The 20,766-nt window shown below is 64.1% G+C and carries 12 protein-coding genes and 5 pseudogenes; 9 read left to right on the top strand and 8 right to left on the bottom strand.

Translation table 11 applies throughout. The features are described from left to right. Positions 1-28: 28 nt before the first annotated feature. Together M2437_RS01825 and M2437_RS01820 are read right to left on the bottom strand one after the other, a co-directional pair. Positions 29-439, bottom strand: coding sequence for an urease subunit beta (locus tag M2437_RS01825; protein ID WP_082222786.1), 411 nt, complete (start codon positions 437-439; stop codon positions 29-31). Between the two features lie 24 nt (positions 440-463). After that, positions 464-766 (bottom strand): urease subunit gamma, encoded by a 303-nt coding sequence (locus tag M2437_RS01820; RefSeq protein ID WP_012752316.1) that lies wholly within the window; start codon positions 764-766, stop codon positions 464-466. 639 nt (positions 767-1,405) lie between these two features. On the opposite strand from M2437_RS01820, the gene M2437_RS01815 reads away from it, so the two are divergent. The 5 genes and pseudogenes from M2437_RS01815 (at position 1,406) to M2437_RS01795 (ending at position 7,351) form a co-directional block, all read left to right on the top strand. Further along, positions 1,406-3,520 (top strand): TonB-dependent receptor, encoded by a 2,115-nt coding sequence (locus M2437_RS01815; RefSeq protein WP_012752317.1) that lies wholly within the window; start codon positions 1,406-1,408, stop codon positions 3,518-3,520. Continuing rightward, entirely contained in the window at positions 3,517-4,248 is a 732-nt protein-coding gene (locus M2437_RS01810) for a DUF4198 domain-containing protein (protein WP_012752318.1), read from the top strand. The genes M2437_RS01815 and M2437_RS01810 overlap by 4 nt, the downstream gene beginning before the upstream one ends. Positions 4,249-5,077: 829 nt before the next feature. Further along, positions 5,078-5,431, top strand: a complete 354-nt coding sequence (locus M2437_RS01805) for a hypothetical protein (RefSeq protein WP_012752319.1) — start codon at positions 5,078-5,080, stop codon at positions 5,429-5,431. 44 nt (positions 5,432-5,475) lie between these two features. Further along, positions 5,476-6,381: an extracellular catalytic domain type 1 short-chain-length polyhydroxyalkanoate depolymerase gene (locus tag M2437_RS01800; protein WP_012752320.1), complete on the top strand. Its 906-nt coding sequence runs from the start codon at positions 5,476-5,478 to the stop codon at positions 6,379-6,381. A gap of 54 nt (positions 6,382-6,435) precedes the next feature. Then, positions 6,436-7,351: pseudogene (locus tag M2437_RS01795) on the top strand (transglutaminase family protein). Between the two features lie 21 nt (positions 7,352-7,372). Here the strand turns inward: M2437_RS01795 and M2437_RS01790 are convergent. Further along, the gene (locus M2437_RS01790) at positions 7,373-8,536 is read right to left on the bottom strand and encodes a sensor histidine kinase (protein WP_253389217.1); all 1,164 of its coding nucleotides are present in this window, start codon (positions 8,534-8,536) and stop codon (positions 7,373-7,375) included. Between the two features lie 154 nt (positions 8,537-8,690). Between M2437_RS01790 and M2437_RS01785 the strand changes: the two are divergent. After that, positions 8,691-8,810, top strand: a pseudogene (locus M2437_RS01785) (IS3 family transposase); the annotation flags it as partial. Positions 8,811-9,313: 503 nt separating this feature from the next. Here the strand turns inward: M2437_RS01785 and M2437_RS01780 are convergent. Continuing rightward, positions 9,314-10,165: pseudogene (locus tag M2437_RS01780) on the bottom strand (IS3 family transposase); the annotation flags it as partial. Positions 10,166-10,633: 468 nt separating this feature from the next. Between M2437_RS01780 and M2437_RS01775 the strand changes: the two are divergent. Continuing rightward, a pseudogene (locus M2437_RS01775) lies at positions 10,634-13,179 on the top strand (HWE histidine kinase domain-containing protein). A 385-nt stretch (positions 13,180-13,564) separates the two neighbouring features. Next, a complete protein-coding gene (locus M2437_RS01770) occupies positions 13,565-14,608 on the top strand; it encodes an IS110 family RNA-guided transposase (protein WP_209688679.1) in 1,044 nt (347 codons plus the stop codon). A 265-nt stretch (positions 14,609-14,873) separates the two neighbouring features. Here M2437_RS01770 and M2437_RS01765 read toward each other — a convergent pair. The 3 genes and pseudogenes from M2437_RS01765 to M2437_RS01755 form a co-directional block, all read right to left on the bottom strand. Beyond that, positions 14,874-15,152 (bottom strand): annotated as a pseudogene (locus M2437_RS01765) (transposase); the annotation flags it as partial. A 41-nt stretch (positions 15,153-15,193) separates the two neighbouring features. Then, a protein-coding gene (locus tag M2437_RS01760; protein WP_209688052.1) for an IS3-like element ISMex5 family transposase occupies positions 15,194-16,377 on the bottom strand; the annotation gives its coding sequence in 2 pieces (ribosomal slippage) (positions 15,194-16,113 and positions 16,113-16,377; 1,185 coding nt in all). Positions 16,378-16,425: 48 nt separating this feature from the next. Beyond that, entirely contained in the window at positions 16,426-17,232 is an 807-nt protein-coding gene (locus M2437_RS01755) for a Crp/Fnr family transcriptional regulator (RefSeq protein WP_253389216.1), read from the bottom strand. A gap of 113 nt (positions 17,233-17,345) precedes the next feature. On the opposite strand from M2437_RS01755, the gene M2437_RS01750 reads away from it, so the two are divergent. Then, a complete protein-coding gene (locus M2437_RS01750) occupies positions 17,346-18,110 on the top strand; it encodes a Crp/Fnr family transcriptional regulator (RefSeq protein WP_209688676.1) in 765 nt (254 codons plus the stop codon). Positions 18,111-18,430: 320 nt separating this feature from the next. Here the strand turns inward: M2437_RS01750 and M2437_RS01745 are convergent, their stop codons facing one another. Further along, positions 18,431-19,612 carry a PAS domain-containing protein gene (locus M2437_RS01745; protein ID WP_253389215.1) on the bottom strand — a complete coding sequence of 394 codons (1,182 nt, stop codon included), beginning with the start codon at positions 19,610-19,612 and terminating at the stop codon, positions 18,431-18,433. Positions 19,613-20,766: the final 1,154 nt, after the last annotated feature.

The raw sequence follows: 20,766 nt of genomic DNA, 5'->3' as shown, positions 1-20,766 counted from the left end.
TCCAGATTCGGCTATCGAAGGGGGCAGGTTACGGCTTGTTCTTGAACCCGTAGCGGTTCACGCGATCCAGCGCGTCCGACAGCCGTGGGCGGTAATCGTCGTAGGTTTCGTCGCCGACCCAGCCGTCGACGAGGCTGTTGAAGCCGAGCACCCGCTGCTTGCCCTGATAGGGAACGAGCGAGACCTCCTTCTCGTCGCCGGGCTCGAAGCGCAGAGCGGTCGTGGCCGGGATGTTGAGACGCTTGCCGAAGGCTTGCTCGCGATCGAACTCGAGCGAGGCGTTCACCTCGAAGAAATGGTAGTGCGATCCGACTTGGATTGGGCGGTCACCCGTGTTTCGGACCTTGATCGCTGTGGTCGGATATCCGGCATTGATATCGATATCCCCTGACCCGAAAATGATTCCGCCGACGGGCGCCTTCTTCTGGGGAGGACTCATCGCGTCACCTTCTGACATCTCGATTTACTTGATAGGAGCATGCACCGTGATGAGGCGCGAGCCATCCGTGAACACCGCTTCGACCTGAACGTAGGGAATCATTTCCGCGACCCCGTCCATGACGTCGTCGCGCGTGATGGTTTTGCCTGCGAGTTCCATCACTTCTTCCACCGTCTTGCCGGCGCGGGCGCCGTCCAGGGCGGCGACGGAGATGAGGGAGACGGTTTCCGGATGGTTGAGCTTGAGCCCCTGGTCCCTGCGGCGCTGCGCGACCTGTGCGAGCATATAGATCAGCAGCTTGTCAGTTTCGCGTTGAGTAAAGTGCATGGGCAGCTTCCCGAGCGAATACAGCCTGCCTTAGCAGCCGATTTATTGGCAACCAGAACATATCTTGTTTTCAACCTATAGCAGCAACTTAACGAACGTGGCTAGCCCAGTTTGAATACGGGGTATTACTTATCCAAATGATCAGTTTCGCGCATAAGTTGTTGCAATAAAGGGAGATTCGCGCTGGGCTTGGCGGCCCCTCACACTTACGGCCTCGGCGCCGAACGGTTTCCCCATTTCGGAGCGGGAGGGGCGCCGAGTTGCGACGCAAGAGTTGCAAGGATCGCTCCGCCCCGCATTGGAATGCTCGATTTTAGGGCTGCTGCTCCGGCTGCGATGGCCTCCGGCCATCGTACGATGTGAAGCTCAGAAGCCACTGGCCTCGAAGACGTTTCGCGCCTGATGGACCGAAGACTTGGTGGCCGGCAGGACATGCCACGCCGTATCAGCACCGATGCTCTAAGGGAGGCAATTTTACCGAGACGGTTATCGTCAAAAGATGCTGCGACCGAGATTGCGGGGGCTGCTAAAGGCTGCAACATCTCGATGAGACGTACGAATACGAAAAATTCCTATCTTGTGCCTGCCCATAATTTGCAGTTTAGTAGCGCCCGGATCACTGAGTGCCTAGGTTGCACGATGTCGCCGCTTCTGACGCGCCTGCTCGCATCGGCCAGCGCACTCGGCGTGAGTACGCTTCCGAGCCATGCGCTCGATCCGACCGCAGTTGAGCTGGAGGAACTACAGGTCACCGCGCAGGGCGGTTCCGCAAATTCCGTTGCGGCGGTTGCGGGACCGGCCGCGAACCTGAAGACCCAGATCTCACCATCGGTCCTGGCCCTGCCGGGCAACAGCACGGTGATCGATGCCGCGGAGATCGCGCGCCTGCCGGTGCAAAGCTACGGCGACCTCTTCCGTCCCGTGGCAGGCTTCGATGTCTCGAATTACGGGCAGGGCGGGGTCGGATACGGCATCGCCCTGCGCGGCTTCAGCGATGCCGAGCACGGTCGCGACGTCGCCGTTTTCATCGACGGGGTGCCGATCAACGAGGTCTCCTCGATCCACACCCCGAACTACGTCGATCTCAATCCGCTGATCCCGGAGACCATCCGCTCCATCAGCATCGTGCGCGGCCCGTTCTCGGTCGAAGCGGGCGACGCCAATCTCGGCGGCTCGATCTTCATCGAGACCAAGCGGGCCGAGCCCTTCTCGACCGTCGGCGCATCGGGCGGCTCGTTCGGTACGTGGCGGGGGCTTGCCACCTTCAGCCAGATCGGCCCGGGGATCCAGCCCTTCCTCGCCTACGAGGGCTACGGCACCGGGGGCTATCGCGAGAACGGCGATCTCGGGCGCTACAACGCCTTCAACAAGGTCACCATCCCCCTCGATCTCGGCTCCAGCCTGTCGCTGCGGGTGCAGATGTACGGCACGGGGTTCGGGCAGCCGGGCTACCTGGAGCGCGACCGCGTGCGCGCCGGTCTCGTCTCACCGCGGGCCGCGACCAACATCACCGATGGCGGCGGCAAGACCCTGCAGACCTTCGTGGCCAACTACGTCAACGGGCTTCCAGACGACGAGCTGTCGACGCTTCTCTACGCCAGCCACGACGTGTTCAGCCGCTTCTCGGATTTCGGCGCCGGCCAGCGCGGACAGGTCGAGGAACGGGAGACCGTGGGTGGCCGCATCCGCAAGGTCTGGACGACGAGCCTGTTCGACGTGCTGCCGACCCAAGTCCTCGTCGGCGGCGATTGGCGGAGCGACGCGCTCGACGTGAACACCGGCCCCTCGGTCGCGCGCACGTTCACCGCACGCACCCTCGATCTCGATCTCTCGCAGCACAACCTCGCGGCCTACGCGCAGGTGCAGGTCAAGCCGGCGCCCTGGCTGAAGCTGACCGGCGGCGCCCGCTTCGACCAGTTCTTCTACGACGTGCGCAACAATCTCGACCCGGCCCTGTCGCCCAAGGTCAGCCCCAACGTGGTCTCCCCCAAGGGCGGGGCGGCGCTCACGCCCTTCGACTGGCTGGAGCTGTTCGCCAATTACGGCCAGGGCTTCCGCAGCCCTTCCGCTTCGAGCGAATTGACGAACAATCCCCGCCTCACTCCGCTGACCATCGAGAGTACGGAGGGCGGCGGCCGCCTCGTATTCGACCGGTTCAGTCTCCTCGGCACGGTGTTCTTCACCGACATCGCCAACGAGGTCTTCCAGCCCGCACCCGGCCTGCCCGTGCAGAACCTGGGCAAGTCCCGCCGCGACGGCTTCGAAATCGAGGCGAAGGTGCTGGCCTATCGTGAAGGCCTCGACCGCGTGGCGTTGTTCGCCAACTATTCGGGCGTCTCGGCCCGACTGCTCAACGGCGCGCCATCCATCTTCATCCCCAACGTGCCGGCGTATCTTGCCACCGTCGGCGCCGAATTCGACGTCGCCGCGCCGGCCGCCCTGTTGCCCGGCGGGCGCCTGACCGGTGCGGCCTACCTGTCCTACATCGGTGCCAAGCCGTTGACCGAGGACGGCGTATTGCATTCCTCGCCCTATCCGCGCGTCAGCGGCCGGATCGCCTACGTCCACCAGAGCGGCTGGACGACCTACGGGCAGGCCACCTGGTATCCCGGCGACCGCACGAGCGAGAGCATCTTCAACTTCGGCTCGTCGGTCTCTGCCTCGGCCGCCGAGATCGTCACCAGCCCGCAGCCGCGCCTGACGCTGCTGGCCGGCATCACCTCCAGCTTTGCAACAGGAGCACCTCTTCGATGAGACGAACCGTCATCCTCACCGCGCTGCTCGCCTTCACCGCACCGGCCGCCGCCCACGACCTCTGGCTCGACCCGGCCGGCAACGGCGTGCAGATCCTCTACGGGCATCCCCACGAGCCGGAACTGCCGAGTGCTGGCAAGCTGATGAGCCTGACCGCCTACGAGCCGTCCGGCGCGGTGGCCCTGAATGCCAAGCTGCAGACCGGCGCAATGCCCGCGCTCAAAGCCGCGCATCAGGGCGACGCGCTGTTCGCCGCGGCCTACGACAACGGCTACTGGGTGCGCTTGTCCGACGGCGGCTACCGCAACGCCAGCAAGCGGATGCTGCCGCAGGCCGACAAGAGCCTCTGGTCGGTGAAGTTCGCCAAGGCCGTATCCGGCCCGACGGCCCCGTGGGACAAGATCGTCGGCCAACCGCTGGAGATCGTCCCGCTGGAGGAGCCGGCCGCGGCTTCGGGCCAGATCCGGGTGCGGGTGCTGTTCGAGGGCCGTCCGCTCGACGGCGCCAGCGTGGTCGCCACCGACGGCGTGAACTTCAAGAGCGAGGCGGATCAGGCCCGCGCCACGACGGATGCGGACGGCGTGGCGGTCGTCTCGCTGCGCAGTGCCGGTCCCCAGGTGCTCGGCGTGGCGCACCGCGTGAGCCCCTCGCAGACGCCGGCGCTGGCCGATGCGGACAGCTACGGCGCGACGCTCGCCTTCACCGTGACCGACCCGAAGTCCAACTGAGCGCGAGGCTCCCTTGAGATCAGGCGGCATCGGCTCTCAAAGCCTTCGCCGCCTCGATCAAGGTCCACGACGCCGAACGGCATCGCTTGCTCGCCCAGACAGAGCGAGGCCTTACGTCTTCAAGACTGGTGAGGGCTCACAGGCCGCAACGAGAGGCGAGGCGCTTTACGGCGTCCGCCAAGAGAGCGGATGAACTCATGGCGTCGCAGCGCGGTGAGCGTTCATCGCCCTGAGGCACGGGGATGTGGCGGGTGCGTTCGGAGAGCACCGCCACGCGAGCGGAGTTCGCCTGAATTCAGGCGAACTCCGTCGATCCGCTGCGCTCCCGGATTGATGCTGCCGTGCTCGCATCACGGGGCGGTTCCAGGCGAGGACTTTCGGATCGGCTGCAAAGGAAGAAGCGGATGCAGGCCGAAGACTCGGCATGCCGTGCCGAGGACGAGACCGCGGCGACGCAGGTGCGCCGGGTCGACCGCGACGAACAACACGCAGGCTGGTGGGCTTCTCGCACGTGCGGTCGTTCCGGGCGGTCTGAGGGCGGCCGCGATACGCTCTCACGGCCTCCCAACGCGGAAGCTCTCGCCCAGCGATGCAGCGCGAAGCGGATGCCCGGCGGAGTGGGTCACGACCCGCACTCGGCCGTCCGCAGATAGTATGGCCGAACTCAAAAACGCGGGCCTGACCCGCGTTCCATGTTGCGGCGCAACATAAGGAGTTAAGGCTCGTTGTATGGAAGCTACCCTCGCATCGTTCGGTGAGGGACGGCACCGGGTTATTCGCTCGCTGGGCGAAGCTGCGGTGTTGCCACCTCTCTGAAAGCTCCTTCCAGATGCGCTTCGCAGCCACTCTCACGACCGTAGCCCTAGCCCTCGCGCCGCTTCCGGCACTGGCTTCCTCCTGCGCTCAGCAGATCGGAACCATCGAGCGCCGCCTCGACAGCGCGGGTGCCGTCGAAATCTCTGGTCTGCAGGCGGGGCATGCTCTCCAGGCCGGTTCACCCCGGGCCGTGCTGGCTGCGCGTTCCGATGCCCCGAGCGACCCTGAGATGATCCCGACCGCAAGCCGCGTGGCAGGGGCTCGGATCCTGATCATCCGCGCGAGCGACGAGGACCATCGGGGCGATCAGCGCGCCTGCGAGAACACCATGACCGAGGCCAAGGGCATGATCGGCGCCCTGCCGTAGTCAATCCCGTCGCCGTCGGCCGATCCCTTCTCGAAAGCACCGCGATGACACTCCTCGCAGACGCGTCGACGACGAGGTCGGGGCTGGCCATCGACCGGCCCCGCGCGCTCGCACGCCGGTTCGGCAACGCTGCCGGGAGCCGAGCTTACGACTTGCTCGTTCCGTCCGGGTATAAGGGAGCTCCCCTGCCGCTAGTGGTGATGCTGCATGGCAGCTCTCAATCGTCGCGCGACTTCGCCATTGGCACGGGGATGGATCGGCTGGCGGAGGAGCAGAGCTTCCTCGTTGCCTACCCCGACCAACCGAGGTCGGCCAATCTCGGCAAGAGCTGGAACTGGTTCAGGAATGAGGACCAGAAGCGCGACGAGGGCGAGCCGTCCATTCTCGCCGGCCTGACGCGCGAGATCATGGCCGCGTTCAATGTCGATCCCGCGAGGGTCTACGTCGCTGGCCTGTCCTCAGGTGGGGCTGCCGCGGCGGTCATGGCGCTGGCCTACCCGGACATCTATGCTGCCGTGGGCATACACTCTGGGTTGGCGGGTGGTTCGGCAGGCTCGATGTCCGTGGCCTTCTCCACGATGCGCCGAGGCGCCTTGCTCCGTCCGCATCAAGCAACGCATCCGCTACCGACTATCGTCTTCCACGGAGACCGCGACACGACCGTCTCACCGGTCAACGGCGATCAGGCCATCGCCCAGGCGCAGCCCGATGGAGACCTGAACATCACCACCGTCGATGGGCGTTCCGATGGCGGAATGGCGTACACGCGAACGATCCTGACTGAACCGGATGGCAAGTGGTCGTCGGAACAGTGGGTCCTGCACGGCGGTGGTCATGCCTGGGCCGGCGGCCACCCGTCCGGCTCTCACACTGATCCGACCGGTCCTGATGCCAGCCGCGAGATGCTGCGGTTCTTCATGACACACGCGAAGGACGACGGAGCGTACTGACACTGACTGCCCGTCCGGATGAAACAGCCCGAAGCGGTTCCTGAGGAGCGTCCCTTGGTTGATCTACGCATCCACCATCGGACGACCTACCGTTACAGGCAGCCTGTCGAACTTGGACCGCATCGGCTGATGTTGCGCCCGCGAGAGGCCCGGGACCTCAGGCTGCGTTCGAGCGACATCACGGTAACGCCGGATGCAGCCGTGCGCTGGGCCGACGACATCGCCGGGAACGCGGTCGCGACCGCCATCTTTGCAGCACCGTCCAGCACACTCGTCATCGATAGCGCAGCTCAGGTCGAGCTTTCCGCGGTTGCCTATCCAGTCTTCGACATCGCCGCCTCGGCCATCTCGTTTCCCTTCCGGTACTCTGACGACGAGTGGACGGACCTCGGAGCACTGACGGTTCGGCAATACCCCGATGGGGATCGCCTGCAGAACTGGGCGCAGGGGTTCGTTGCGGGCTACCCCACCGATACTCTATCGCTCCTCAAGGGACATCAATGCCGGAGTGAGTGTCGCGATCACCTACCGGGCTCGGGAGGACGAGGGCACACAGTCGCCGAGCCAAACCTTGTCATCAGGTCTGGGCTCATGCCGGGATCTGGCCACGCTCTTCGTTGAGGCGGTTCGTAGCCTCGGCTTCGGTGCAAGGGCTGTCTCGGGCTATCTGTACGACCCCACACGTCGCCTGCTTGGGTCGGCCGATGCCGGCTCCACTCATGCCTGGAGCGAGGTGTACCTACCCGGCGCAGGGTGGGTCACCTTCGACCCGACGAACGGCAGCTTGGGCGGGGCGAACCTGATCCTGGTCGCTGTGGCACGTGACATTCGCCAGGCCATGCCAGTGACGGGCAGCTTCATCGGGCCTGCTGATGCCCTCCTGGATATGTCCGTGGCCGTCGAAGTTTCGATTAGCGTGCCGCTGAACCCGCAAAAGGCAGGTCGCAAGCTCTATCTTCAGCGGGTTTGAGGCAGGCAATCTCTTCGATGCCTAGCTCGTCGCCTCGCGCGGCGGCAAATCCGGGAAGGAGATTGTCACGGTCACCCCGGCATCGTTGCGGATGTCGATGTCGCCCGCGATCTGCTGCACCAGCGAGCGCACCAGCCCGTAGCCGAGGGACCCCTCTCGCACGCCCGCCATGCCGACTCCGTTGTCCTGGATCACCAGTTCGATCCGACCGGGCTGCGTTCGGCGCACCTGTGCGCGGATCGTGCCGGAACGCGGAGACGGGAAGGCGTACTTGACCGCGTTGGTCACCAGCTCGGTCAGGGCCAAGCCCAGCGGGATAGCCCGATCAGCACTGACAAAGATCCCGTCCTCCGCCTGGGCCTCCAGCCGGATGCGATCATCGCCTTCGGTCAATGCCTCCAAGGCAGCACAGAGGTCGGCTACGTAGCTGCCGGCATTAACCTGCTGCACATAATCCGATCTGCTCAGCAGGTCGTGTGCTCGTGCCATGGCGTTGAGCCGCTCCTGGGTCTCGGCGAACAGCGCTTTGACAGCCGGATCGGACTGGCGGCGCCCCTGCAGGCTTAAGAGCGCTCCAGCGATCGACAGGCTGTTCTTGGCCCGGTGGTTGACCTCAATCAGCAACATCTCGCGCTCGGCCCCAAGCGCCTTCAGCCGCGCATTCGCCGCCTCTAATTCGCGGGTGCGGTCAGCCACGCGTTGCTCCAGCTCGGCGGCCAGCGCCTGCAGCTCTGTCTCGGCCTTAACGCGACGGGTGATATCGAGGTACGACAGGAAGTGGTTGGTGACTGTGCCCTGGCCGTCATCCAGCGCGGCGGCGAACAGCATCGCCCGAATCACGCTACCGTCCTTGCTGTACTGCAGGATCTCCAACGTTGCGTTGCGGCTCTCGCGGATTGCCGCCTCGTACTCTTGGACCGTCGCCGGACTAGTCTCCGGGCCGTTCATGAAGTGCGGATCCTGCCCGAGCAGCTCCTCCAGGCTGTAGCCTGACAGCTCCATAAACGCCTGATTGGCAAAGATGATCGGGTTGCCCGGCAGGGTGGCATCGGTGACGATCATCGGCATCCGGGTAAGCCGCACCGCATCGACAAAGATGCCCCCGTGCTGGCGGATCGCCTCGATATGCCGCTCAGCCAAGGTGCGTGCTGGGGTCCCAGATAGGTCGGGCTGAAATTCGTTCATAGCGGACCCTAGGTGATCCTGCGCGCAGAGGATACTTTTCCGACCTGCCCATGCAGGCGGCGTGCAGCCGCATTCTAGCGGGGTACGTTGACCTGATCGGCTTGCTTTGGACCGGGCTGATCGAGAGGATCAGCCAGGACCGGAGGAGTTGGGGATGAAGCGAGGTCAGAAGACGAGCGCGGAGCAGGTTGTGCTAAAGCTGTGGCAGATCGAAGTGCAGACAGCGCAGAGCAAGAGTTTGGCTTTGGTCTGCAAGGAGGCGGAGATCTCCGAGTAGAGCTATTATTGGAGAGGCGGCGCTGAGTTAATTGAGCGGACCATCTACCGACCGCCGCCCGTCTACATCATACCCGCCCTCCCGCAGACTCTTCCAATCACAATACTTGACTTGCCCGGCCCGGTCAGCCGGCGCTGGAATTTTTTTGCACTGTGTAGGCTTCAGCTCGCCAGCCTGAGACGCTTGGGCTACGATTTGAGACGCACGGTTGATCAAATGACGGCACAACTCCGCGCCGACGGCATCACGGTCTAGGTCTGCTACCCCGACACGTAAGTGGCGGACTTCATGAGCCTAGATCAAAGAAATCAAGTGCGGGTGCTGCGACGCCGTCACGAAGCCTGAATTGAGAGACGCTCATTCCACACAGCCGAGGTGATCCGGCGATCGAAGCGCGTGGAGAGTCGAGCGCAGATTGACATGGCCTGCCCCATCCGGTGGCCCAGGTTCGAAGTTAATGCATCGTCGGTATGGAGTTGACCCAGTTTGTGGTCCACGGCCTATGCAAGTTTTCGGGCCGTGACAGCTTGGTTGGCGAAGGCTCGGGGCGTCAAGCCACCCAGGGCCGTGTGGGGTCGATCTTCGTTGTAGTGGCACCTCCATTCCTCAATGCGCTCACGGGCATCCGCTAGCGACAGGAACCACGAGGCGTTCAGGCACTCGGCCTGCAGGCGGCCGTTGAACGACTCGATATAGGCGTTGTCGGTCGGCTTACCCGGTCGAGAGAAGTCGATCTCGACCCCATTCAGTTAGGCCCATTGGTCGAGCATGCGCCCAGCGAGCTCCGGCCCGTTATCGACCCGCTGACTCTTGGGCCGCCCCCGCAGCCGGCCCAAGGCGTCCAGGGCCTCAGTCACTTGGTACGCGCGGAAGTTGGCTCTCTGTGTGAGCGAGAGCGCCTCTGGCGTATGGCAGCCCACCACCGTCAGAATCCGGAACGGGCGTCCGTCGAACAGACGGTCGGGCATGAAGTCCATCGCCCAAACCTCATTCGGCTCACCGATGGCCGGCCGTCCCTGCCGGTAGCGCCAGGCACGCTTGCGCCTGGGCAGCTTGGGGCGGATCGACAGGCCCTCGTCCCGGTAGATCCGGTAGGCGCGCTTGAAATTCACCTTCCAACCCTCCCGCCGCAACAGGATGTGCAGCCGCCGGTAGCCGTAGACCACCAAGTACATGCCGAGGCTGAACAGCACGATCTGCCAGGGGGCACCGATCAGCACTTTGCAGATTGGAATGACCCGGCTCCGGCCCGCGAGCAGCACCAGCACCGCCGCGCCGGCACAGGTCACGACGGAGACCGGCACGCCTAACGGTTCGGTGATGAAGTAGGCGAGCAGCGGCAAGCCGAGCAACCGGCGCAACCGGTCGGCCTCAACGTCGGCGACTGCCTTGCCTATGCCTGTGCCCGCTACCACCGGCTTCCGCTGCTTTACAAGGGGGACCACTTCCCGCGGACCGACATCGAAGCAGCATGACCCTGGCCAGGAGTCGAAACCGTCATCGATTCGAGCGCGTCTCAGGCCGATCCGGGGGCGTGCAGCCGTTCGACCCCTGATCGCATCGACGTTTGACGTCGATCAAAGAGCCACGCTCGCCTCGACCGCGCAGAGATCTCCCCTCTACCGAAAAAGTTCGGGCCGGCAGGAGCCACCATCAAGCTCATGCAGCCGCTGGACAGAGTCCGAGATCGCGGCGCCCCGCTGCGATCTCCGGGCGGGGAAGTTCAGACGTCGACCGCCACTGGTTTGCCTTGAAAGCGTTGAATGGGGGAACGCATGCCGAACCGAGCGTCGGTTCACGCGACCAAAGCTGCCCGTTACATGATCCGTCAGAACTCCGGCCAACTACCGACATCCATCGACCTGTCCTCGTGCGACCGCGAGCCCATCCACATCCTCGGGGCGGTCCAGCCCTTCGGCTTCCTCCTCGCCGTCTCGCCCGACTGGATCGTCGCCCGGGCCAGCGCGAACGCGTCGGACTGGCTCGGACGTCCGGTCGATGCGATTCTCGGGCTGCCTCTAAGCGACATCCTGGATGGCGAGGCGATCCACGTCCTGCGCGGCCATCTCCAGACCCTGCGCGGACCGGACGCCGTCGACCGGGTCTTTGGGGTTCGCCTGTTGCAGGATCAAGGCCCTTTCGACGTTGCCCTCCACCTGTCAGTCGGTGCCATAGTTATTGAGGCCGAGCCGAGCGTTCCCGAGCACCTCAGCGCCGGCAACCTCGTGCGCAGCATGGTCTCGCGCCTCCAGCAGACTGCGGGCTTCGAGCTGCTCTGCCGCGAAGCCGTGCGCCAGATGCGGGCGCTGACCGGCTTCGACCGCGTGATGGTCTACCGCTTCGCCCCCGACGGCTCGGGTGAGGTCATCGCCGAGGCGGTGCGCTCCGGCCTCGACCGCTACCTCGGCCTGCACTACCCGGCCTCAGACATCCCGAAGCAGGCCCGTGCCCTGTACGAGCGCAACTGGCTGCGCATCATCGCCGACGTCGATGCCCCGGGCGCAGCCGTGCTGCCGCCGCGCGATCCCGAGGGCGAACCGCTCGACCTCTCGCTTTCGACCCTGCGCACGGTATCGCCGATCCACATCGAGTACCTTCGCAATATGGGCGTGGCGGCCTCGCTCTCCGTCTCCATCCTGCGCAACGGGCGCCTCTGGGGGCTGTTCGCCTGCCACCACATGGAGGCCCGGCACATCTCACTCGAACGCCGAACCGGCTCCGAGCTGTTCGGGCAGATGTTCTCGTACATCCTAGAGAGCCGCGAACGTGAGGCCGAGGTCGCGCAGGAGAGTCGGTCGCGCGAGATCCACACCCGATTGATGAGCGCGCTCGCCTCGGGCGGCACCAGCCTCGAGGACCTCTCCGGCTTCCTCGACGAGCTTTCCGGCATCGTCGCGTGCGACGGGATCGGGCTTTGGGTGAACGGCGAGGTCACGCTCCAGGGCGCAACGCCGACGGCGGAGGAGTTCACTGGCCTCGTGCGCTTCCTCAACCGAACCGCCGCGAGCCGGCCCTACGCCAGCGACGAGATCGGGCGCGTGCACGAACCGGGGCGCGACTTTCACCGAACGGGCCGCTGGAATGCTCGCCATCCCGGTCTCGCGCACACCACGCGACTTCCTGGTGTTTTTCCGCTCCGAGGTCTCGCGCACGGTGACCTGGGCGGGCAACCCGAAGAAGCCGGCCACCCCAGGTCCGAATGGCGTCAGGCTCACCCCGCGTAAAAGCTTCGAGGCGTGGCAAGAGGTCGTGCACGGACGCTCGCTGCCGTGGTCCGAGGTCGAGTTGCGGGCCGCGGAGGCGCTGCGCGTGACCCTGCTGGAGGTGATCCTTCGACTGACCGATTCAGCCGTGAAGGAACGCAAGGGCGCCCAGGAGCGCCAGGAGCTCCTCATCGCCGAGCTCAACCACCGGGTCCGCAACATCCTAAACCTGATTCGCGGCGTGGTCACCCAGAGCCGCTCCGAGGAACTCAGCGGCAAGGAGTTCGCCGCGCTCGTCGGCAGCCGCATCCAGGCCCTGGCCCGAGCGCACGATCAGATCACCACCTCGAACTGGGGTCCCGGGATCCCTGCGCAACCTCATCCTGCTGGAGGCGGGTGCCTACCTTGGCGCGAAGGCTGACCGCCTCGTCCTGGATGGCATCGACGTGCTCCTGGAGCCGCAGGCGTTCTCGACGGTGGCGTTGGTCATCCACGAGATGATGACGAATTCGGCCAAGTATGGTGCGCTGTGCGACACCCGAGGGCGGGTCGAAATCCGCTGGGAGCGTGACGCCCTCGATTACCTCGTGCTGCACTGGAGTGAGAGCGGCGGCCCGGCCGTCCGGGCACCGACGCGCCGAGGGTTCGGCACCACCATCATCGAACGCTCCATCCCTTACGAGCTCCAGGGTGAGGCCGAGGTCCGCTACGAGCTCACCGGGGTGGAGGCGCGGTTCACCTTGCCGCCCGCCTTCGTCCAGGCTGCCCCGCCGGCAACCTCGGCGCCCGGCCTCCGCGAGGCGGCGGCAGTACCGCTGCGCCTCACCGGAACGGTGCTGCTGGTCGAGGACAACATGATCATTGCGCTGGAAGCCGAGGAGTTGCTCACCGCGTTGGGCGCCGATGCCGTCGACATGGCGGCCTCGACACGGGACGCGCTGCGCCTGATCGAGGCGTCACCACCGGACCGGGCGCTGCTCGACGTGAACCTCGGTTCCGAGACGAGCATCCCCGTCGCCCGTCGCCTGGCCGAACTCGGTATCCCTTACGCCTTCGCTACCGGCTACGGCGAGAGCTTCAGGATACCCACGGACCTCAGCACGGTCCCGGTGGTAAAAAAGCCTTACGATGTGGACGCCCTGCGCCGTGCGTTCGCGTCATGAGGCGTTCAACACCCTTCGAGTGGTTGGGGCCTCGAAGCTCCGGCGTCGGAGGCGGGTGGTTGGCTAGGCGGGAACGGCGATGGCCCGTCTCTGCGAACCGATCCTGAGGGTTCGATGTGACCTATCGGAAGGTGCGGCATTGAGCCGTGACGTTTTCCCGAACCGCACCGTCTATCCGCTCGTAATAGATAATTGGCGTACGCCCCCGCAAACGAAGCCCATGGCCGACGATCCGGCAGGCGTGACGTTCCGAGAGGCCGTACTTGGCTCGGATACCGTCGACCGCCTGCCTACGTCGCTCGGGGGCTAGATGGGGTATTCGGGGTGCCTCGCGCGGCGGAAGCGGCGGCATGATGGCGCTTCGATCCAATCCCGGAGCCCCACCATGAGCGAGCAGCACCACGTCGGCCTCGATGTCTCCGTGAAGGAGACTGCGATCTGCATCGTCGATCCCCATGGTAAGGTCGTGCACCGCGCCACCGTCGAGAGCCATCCCGAGGCGATCGGCCGGCACTTGATCGACCTGGGCCACAGCTATGCGCGTGTCAGCTTGGAGGCGGGGCCGCTCTCGCCATGGCTCTACGCCGGCTTGGTGGAGGCCGGACTGCCGGCCATCTGTGTCGAGACCCGCCACATGCATGCTGCCCTCTCGGCACGCATCAACAAGACCGACCGCAACGACGCGATGGGCATAGCCCAGATGATGCGGGTCAGGCTGTTCAAACCGGTTCACGTCAAAACGCCGGCCAGCCAGCAACGCCGCCTGCTCCTGACCTCCCGCAAGCTGCTTCAGCGCAAGGCTTACGACATCGAGAGCGACCTGCGCGGCCAGTTGCGCAACTTCGGCCTCAAGGTCGGTGTCGTGGGGGCTGCCGGGTTCGAGCAGCGCGTGCGCGACCTCGTGCTCGATCTGCCCTTCGTCGCGGCTGTGGTCCTGCCGCTGCTGGAGGCACGCTCCGCGCTGCGGACCCAACTGGCCAAGCTGCACAAGATGCTGCTGGACCAGGTCCGCACCGACCCGGTCTGCCGGCGATTGATGACCGCGCCCGGCGTTGGGCCGGTCGTGGCGCTGACCTACCGGACCTGCGTCGACAACCCTGCTCGATTCGGACGATCGCAGTGCGTCGGGGCGCATTATGGTCTGACGCCGCGGCTCTACCAGTCCGGCGAGACAATGCGGGTCGGTCGGGTCTCGAAGTGCGGCGACACGATGATGCGCGCTGCGCTGTATGAGGCTGCGCTCGTGCTGCTGACGGGCCCACGGGTTCGATGGTCCTCGCTGAAGGTCTGGGGGCTGGCTGTGGCCAAGCGTCGAGGCATGCAGAAGGCGCTTGTGGCCGTCGCCCGCAAGCTGGCGATCGTGCTGCATCGCATGTGGCGCGACGAGAAGGACTTCCGCTGGTCGACGGGAGCCGCGACGGCAGCCTAAGGCTTACGGACCAGCATCACGCAACACCGAGCTCCTCCGGCGTGGAGGAGGTCCCTGTGGGGACGACGGGAGCGGGTGAGACCGAGGAAACTCGAGCGTCGTCCTGCCGAGCGCGCGGCTTAGATGGCTCCGCCCACTCCCTCTGATCCCATCATGAGGCGGCACTGGCCGACCTCGGAGAGAAGCAAGAGCTCCACAGGACCGATCACCCGTCGAACCAGGATGCGCACGAAAGGGCGTTGACCGATGAGCCCCGAATAGAGAACAAGTTTCCCGAGGCGACGTCCGCCAGCACCTGCTTCTCCAAGGACAGATCGGCCACCAGGCGGCGCAACCGAGCGTTCTTGCGCTCAAGATCCTTCATCTTCCTGGCTTGGTCGACCTGAAGGCCGCCGTACTCCTTGCGCCCGCGGTCATAGCTCTGCTCGGAGATCTGCGCTTCCTTGCACGCCAGCGCCAAGCTCTTGCCCTGGACTGATTGCACCTCGATCTGGCGCAGCTTCAGCGCCACCTGCTCCGCGCTCGTCTTCTGACCTCGCCGAATGTCCGACTGATCGGCCCCCACGCGGTGGTCCAAGTTCTAAGTTAGTGCAGGGTCGGCCTTTGCTCCACGGGTCGCTTGGCCGGCGGAGCCGACCGAGTGAGCGCAGCCGGCCAAGCGGTGAAGGCCGGCACGAACACCTCCGGGGCCGGTGGTCGGTAGCCGAGCGAGGCGTGCGGGCGCACGCTGTTGTAGTGTAGACGCCAACTCTCGATCACGATCTGCGCCTCCTTGAGCGTGTAGAAGATCTCACCGTTCAAAAGCTCGTCCCGTAGTCGTGCGTTGAAGCTCTCGACGTAACCGTTCTCCCATGGCGAGCCGGGTGCGATGTAGGCTGTTCTGGCGCCGACACCGGTGATCCAGGCCTGCACGGACTTGGCGATGAACTCCGGACCGTTGTCCGAGCGGATATGGCTGGGCACGCCGCGCAGGATGAACAGGTCGGACAGCACGTCGATCACGTCCGCCGCCTTCAGCTTGCGTGCGACGCGGATCGCCAGGCACTCCCGCGTGAACTCATCGACCACGTTCAGCATCCGGAACTTGCGGCCCTCGTGCGTGCGGGCTTCGACAAAGTCGTAGGACCAGACGTGATCGCGACGCTCCGCCCGCAATCGCAGGCAGGAACCATCCCCGTCCCAGATGCGGCCGCGCTTGGGCTGCCGAGACGGGACCTTCAGCCCCTCGCGCCGCCAGATCCGTTCGACCCGCTTGTCGTTGACGAACCAGCCCGCCGCCTTCAGCAATGCACCGATCTTCCGGTAGCCGTAGCGCCCGTACTGGCGAGCCAGTTCCACGAGGTCGGCTGTCAGCGCGGCCTCATCCTCTCTTCCCCGCGGCACCTTGCGCTGCGTCGAGCGATGCTGCCCGAGCGCCCGACAGGCGCGGCGCTCGGAGACGTCTAGGACGTTCATGACATGCGCGATGCAGGCGCGTCGGCGCGCGGGGCTGGTCAGTTTCCCCGAGCGGCCTCCTGCAGGATCAGCTTGTCGAGGGTGAGATCCGCAATCGCCTTGCGCAGCCGCTGGTTCTCAACCTCCAGGTCCTTCATCCGTCGAACCTGATCGCTCTTCAGGCCGCCGTACTCCTTGCGCCAGCGGTAGTAGGTCACTTCCGTCACGCCGATGGCCCGGATCGCCTCCGCCACGCTCTGGCCCTGCGAGACCAGAACATCCACCTGCCGCAGCTTGGCGACCACGTCTTCCGGCTTGTGCCGCTTCGTTCCCATCTGTCCGTCCTCATCTGGCTCAAAAGCCATACCTCAGGGCGGACCACTTCAGTGGGGGCGGATCAGTGCGGGCTTGACCGTTCCTTCGATCAGCCGCTCATATTCGGCTTCCGGCACGCCGTAGGCTGCGCCAGCCTCCACCAAGAGCGCGTCACGGTCGCAGATGGTGATGGTGCCACGCCTGGTCGCAATGATGCCTGCACGCTCAAGAGCCGCCACTGCCGTCGTGAGGCCGGGTCGGTTCACCCCCAGCATCAGCGAGAGAAAGCGGTGGGTCGTCGGCAGTGTGTCGCCCTCGGTTCGATCGTGGCACATCAGGAGCCAGCGTGCGAGGCGTTGCCCGACCTTGTATCGGCCGTTCGCGAGCGCGGTACAGGCCACCTGCGTGTTGAGGACCTGAGCGTAGCGCAGGAGGTGTTCGTGCAGCACCGGGCTGCACCGCAGCACATCGCGAAAGGCCTCGACATGCATCGCGTAAGCCAGCCCAGCCGCCTGCACCCGAGCTTCGTTCGGGGTGCTCTCCGCACCCAGCAGAACCGGAATGCCAACCATTCCTTCGCAACCGACGAGACCCGTTTCGATCTGCTCACCGTCACGGGCTACCGCAACAAGCGAGACGATCCCGCGTTCGACGAAGTGCACGTAGGCGATGGGCGTGTCAGCCCTGATCAACACCTCACCCAAGGCGAGCGTCACGAGCTTGAGGTGCGGCTCAAGCGAAGCTAAGCCGGCGAGTGCAAATGCTTGCAGCAGGCGATTCGCGTAGGTTGAGGTAAAAGGCGGAGACATGATCCCGTCCAATGCAGGGCGGGAGTTCTCGAACCCTCGGTCGCCTGCGCCCAGATGCGTCAGCAAGCGATGCCTTCTCCTACGCGCAAGCGAGAAACATCGCAAGAACTCATCATTTGACGGGGTGAGTGTCGCATTCCTAACATACGAATTGGTATCTGTCGGATACGGTACCTTCGATGAAGCAAGCATTGATCCGCAAGCTCGAGGGCTACGAGGAGCTGTCCGATCAGGATCGATGGGCGCTGAGCGGGCTGGTTACCAAGGTCCGTCAGGTAGGGGCCCGCGTCGATCTGATCCACGAGGGGGACCCTCCAGAAAACGTCCACCTCATCCTCGACGGCTTCGCCTGCCGCTACAAGGTGCTGCCCAATGGCCAGCGCCAGATCATGGCCTTCCTGGTGCCGGGCGATTTCTGCGACTTGAACGTCTTCATCCTCGATCAGATGGACCATTCCATCGGAACGATCTCGACGTGTCAGGTAGTCGACATCCCGCGCCAAGCCATTGAGGACATCACCGCGAACCACCCGCGCATCACCCGCGCGCTCTGGTGGTGCAACTTGGTGGACGAGGCGGTGCTGCGCGAGTGGCTGGTCAACCTAGGCGGTCGGCAGGCCGACGAGCGCATCGCTCATCTTCTGTGCGAGTTGCTGGTGCGCTTGGGCGCCGTGGGCTGCGCCACGGACATCAGCTACGAGTTTCCTTTTACGCAGACCGACATCGCCGACACGATGGGCCTGTCCAGCGTACATGTGAACCGGACCTACCGCGAGCTGAGGGGCGCAGGTCTGATCACACTCAAGCATCGCACCTTGACCATCCACGATGTCGAGCAGCTGAAGAGCTATTGCGGTTTCAATCCGAACTACCTTCACCTTATGAACACGCGCTGGAGGGATCGCCGCAACTTAACGTGGCTAAACCAAGCTCGGAGCAGCTAGCCTTGGATGATCAGCGCAACGTCGAGACGTTGGTCGTTCTGCAACCTATCGCTGTCGACACCAGCAGCGCCGACCGGGATGGGCGATTGGTACTAGCCAACGGGATGCTCGTTGGAGTTTTGGTCCACCTTGACAGCCCTGAGCATGAGAGTAATGGCGGCTGGTTCCTAGAAGTTGGCCTCGGCCGCCTGTACGGTCTAAGGCCGCCGCCCTTCAACACCTTGGAGGATGCAACACGTTGGATGCGTCAGCGCCTAAAGCCTAGAGCCTAACCTGCACTATCAGGATCAGATTTGTCGTAAATAGACGAAAAATAGTTATTAGCCTTCAGCGGTTGCTTCAGTCTGCATCAACACATCCCTTGGCATCGAAATGAGCACGCGCAGCCCTTTCGGCATCCAGCGATAGGTAATCCTGCCGCCGAGCTGGCCTTCGACGTTGCGTTGCACCAAGATTGAACCAAAGCCAGCATGCTCTGGAGTTTGCCTGATCAAGGGCCCACCGTTCTCGCACCAAATCAAGCTAATACTTTTGTCGTAGCGGCGGCAGCTTAAGCTCACGGAGCCATTTTTACTTGACAGCGCACCATACTTGATTGCGTTAGTCGCCAGCTCGTGGGTGACTAGTGCGAGACCTGTCACTGCCGTGTCGCGGATTCGAATATCCGCGCCGTCAAAGAGTTTGAAGCGCCGCTGTGCGCTTTCTTTGCCCTCGTAGGGCACCAGCAGTGTGCGTAGCAGAGCCTGCAAGGTCTGGATGGGAGGTGGCGCCACACTGCTCAGCCGTGATGGATGCAGATATTCCAACGCTCGTGCCAGACTGGTGAAACGATCGCGCAAGGTGCTTGCGTACGGCTGCACCAACGGCTGGCTACGCGCCGAGAGGGTAACGAGGCCGTTGACTAGAGCGAAGAGGTTTTTCTGCCTATGGATCAGCTCCCTGTTGTACAGTTCGTGCTCCGTCTTCGCCTGAACCAGAGCGGTGATATCGCGCGAAGAGGCTAGCAAGCCGATCAACTCGCCATCATCGTCCAGCATGCGCGAGATCGCCACGTCCCAGCAGCGCATCTCCCCTGAGGTACCTGGACGCCACTGACTGAAGCGTGTTGCACCCGTCTCCCGTGCGGCCTGGAGCCCGGCCATGACAGTCTCTTGAGCCTCGTCAGACCAAGAGAGCAACCAAGGTTCACCCTCGTTCTCGGAAGTGCTGCCGCTACGCAGCTGGCGGAGAGCGGTCGGATTGGCGAGCTGGAGGTTACCCTGCGGGTCGAGCACCTCAATGCAATCCGGGCTCGCCTCGACGATGCAGCGGCTCAACTTATCTACAGACCACAGGCTTTGTCTGGCCGCCTCGGTTGTTCCATGAGCGAACAATGAATGCGTTTGAAGCGGGCGATGAGGAGGTAAAGCATACCCTTGCAGCGAAGGGGATGCCGCCAAAGCAAGGCGGCTCCATAACGGTTCTGCGACCATAGCTAGTGCCTGTATTTTGCTGAATTGCACGATGGGAGTGTCGAGGCAGGAGCACCCTAAAAAGGAACAGGAGCATTTCTACAACATTAGATGCCTTTTTGGAAACAATATTCATAAATTAACCTGTGTTTGCATACTCGCCTTCTAAAGGATACGTCGCCATCAAAACTGTATAGTGATAGGTATAAGCCGGCTCGAAAGTTCAAACTATTTCGACTCGCAGATCAAAGAGCTGCGGTCGGGATGAGGCTCGGCTCGCGCCCGCCTCCGCTACACTCACGACGCGAGTGACTGACTTCCCGCGCTGTTTCGGCCAACAAGGCTTAGACCCGTGAGGCTTGCTGGGGCACATCGACACCACTTAAATAGGCCTGCGGTTCCTGCTTCTTCAACGACATGACGCCCTGATCGCCGAGCCGATTTCAGACACTCCAACAACGGGTTCTGAACATGGCGCACCGCCCTGCGCTCCAGCTTGCGGGGGAAGTCTGCATTTTCCCTACCTGGACCATCGTCGTGAGCTTTCGCCGACGCGGCGGCGTTGTCGTTTCAGACGGCGGAGGCCTAGCAGGGCACGTGAGACAGACCCAGATGCGGCAGGTCGTGGCTGGCCCCAGCGAGGGCGTGATCCTGATCGAGCTGGGTCGGACCATCTCTCTACGCCAACGAGGCCGCGCTCACAGTGCACGGTACGGGCGCTGTCGACGACACAGTCGCTGAGCACCGGCGCAATTTCGTGCTGGACTACCGTAGCCACAAGGCAGCCGCGAGGCCGCAAAGCCGGGGCAGAAACATCAAGTTGTGTGTGGGTCAGGCCCACGAGTCGCCTGAGGAGGTCGCGCGTGGAGCGCGGAGCACGGCTGCAGGACTGAGCGGCGCAGTCACCCGTCTACCTTATGCCCGCCCTCCAGCGGGCTCTTCCATCTCGATACTTGACTTGCCCCACCCGGCTCAGCCGAAGCCGGGTTTTTCGTGCGCCGACCTAAACGAGCTATCGCGCGCGATCCGAGATCACCATCGGGCCGGTCACAACGTTTACCGGAGAGACGCCGAAGGAAGTGGTACGCGCAGGTGCGTGGAGCGCGGGCCCCTAAGGTGTTGAGCTGATCCGCCCACCGCTGGTCTGTGCCGTTCACCGAGCCTGCTGCTCCGTGATTGACCCTCCCCATTCCGACGGTTCACCG

The sequence above is a fragment of the Methylorubrum pseudosasae genome (assembly GCF_029504475.1).
GTDB classification, from domain to species: Bacteria; Pseudomonadota; Alphaproteobacteria; order Rhizobiales; family Beijerinckiaceae; genus Methylobacterium; species Methylobacterium extorquens.
The sequence above is the reverse complement of the archived record's forward strand: the minus strand, read 5'-3'. Positions and strand labels throughout refer to the sequence as shown.

Coding starts and splice junctions, on each gene's coding strand:
- M2437_RS01825 (WP_082222786.1), bottom strand. CDS start 439: ATGAGTCCTCCCCAGAAGAAGGCGCCCGTCGGCGGAATCATTTTCGGG.
- M2437_RS01820 (WP_012752316.1), bottom strand. CDS start 766: ATGCACTTTACTCAACGCGAAACTGACAAGCTGCTGATCTATATGCTC.
- M2437_RS01815 (WP_012752317.1), top strand. CDS start 1,406: ATGTCGCCGCTTCTGACGCGCCTGCTCGCATCGGCCAGCGCACTCGGC.
- M2437_RS01810 (WP_012752318.1), top strand. CDS start 3,517: ATGAGACGAACCGTCATCCTCACCGCGCTGCTCGCCTTCACCGCACCG.
- M2437_RS01805 (WP_012752319.1), top strand. CDS start 5,078: ATGCGCTTCGCAGCCACTCTCACGACCGTAGCCCTAGCCCTCGCGCCG.
- M2437_RS01800 (WP_012752320.1), top strand. CDS start 5,476: ATGACACTCCTCGCAGACGCGTCGACGACGAGGTCGGGGCTGGCCATC.
- M2437_RS01790 (WP_253389217.1), bottom strand. CDS start 8,536: ATGAACGAATTTCAGCCCGACCTATCTGGGACCCCAGCACGCACCTTG.
- M2437_RS01770 (WP_209688679.1), top strand. CDS start 13,565: ATGAGCGAGCAGCACCACGTCGGCCTCGATGTCTCCGTGAAGGAGACT.
- M2437_RS01750 (WP_209688676.1), top strand. CDS start 17,346: ATGAAGCAAGCATTGATCCGCAAGCTCGAGGGCTACGAGGAGCTGTCC.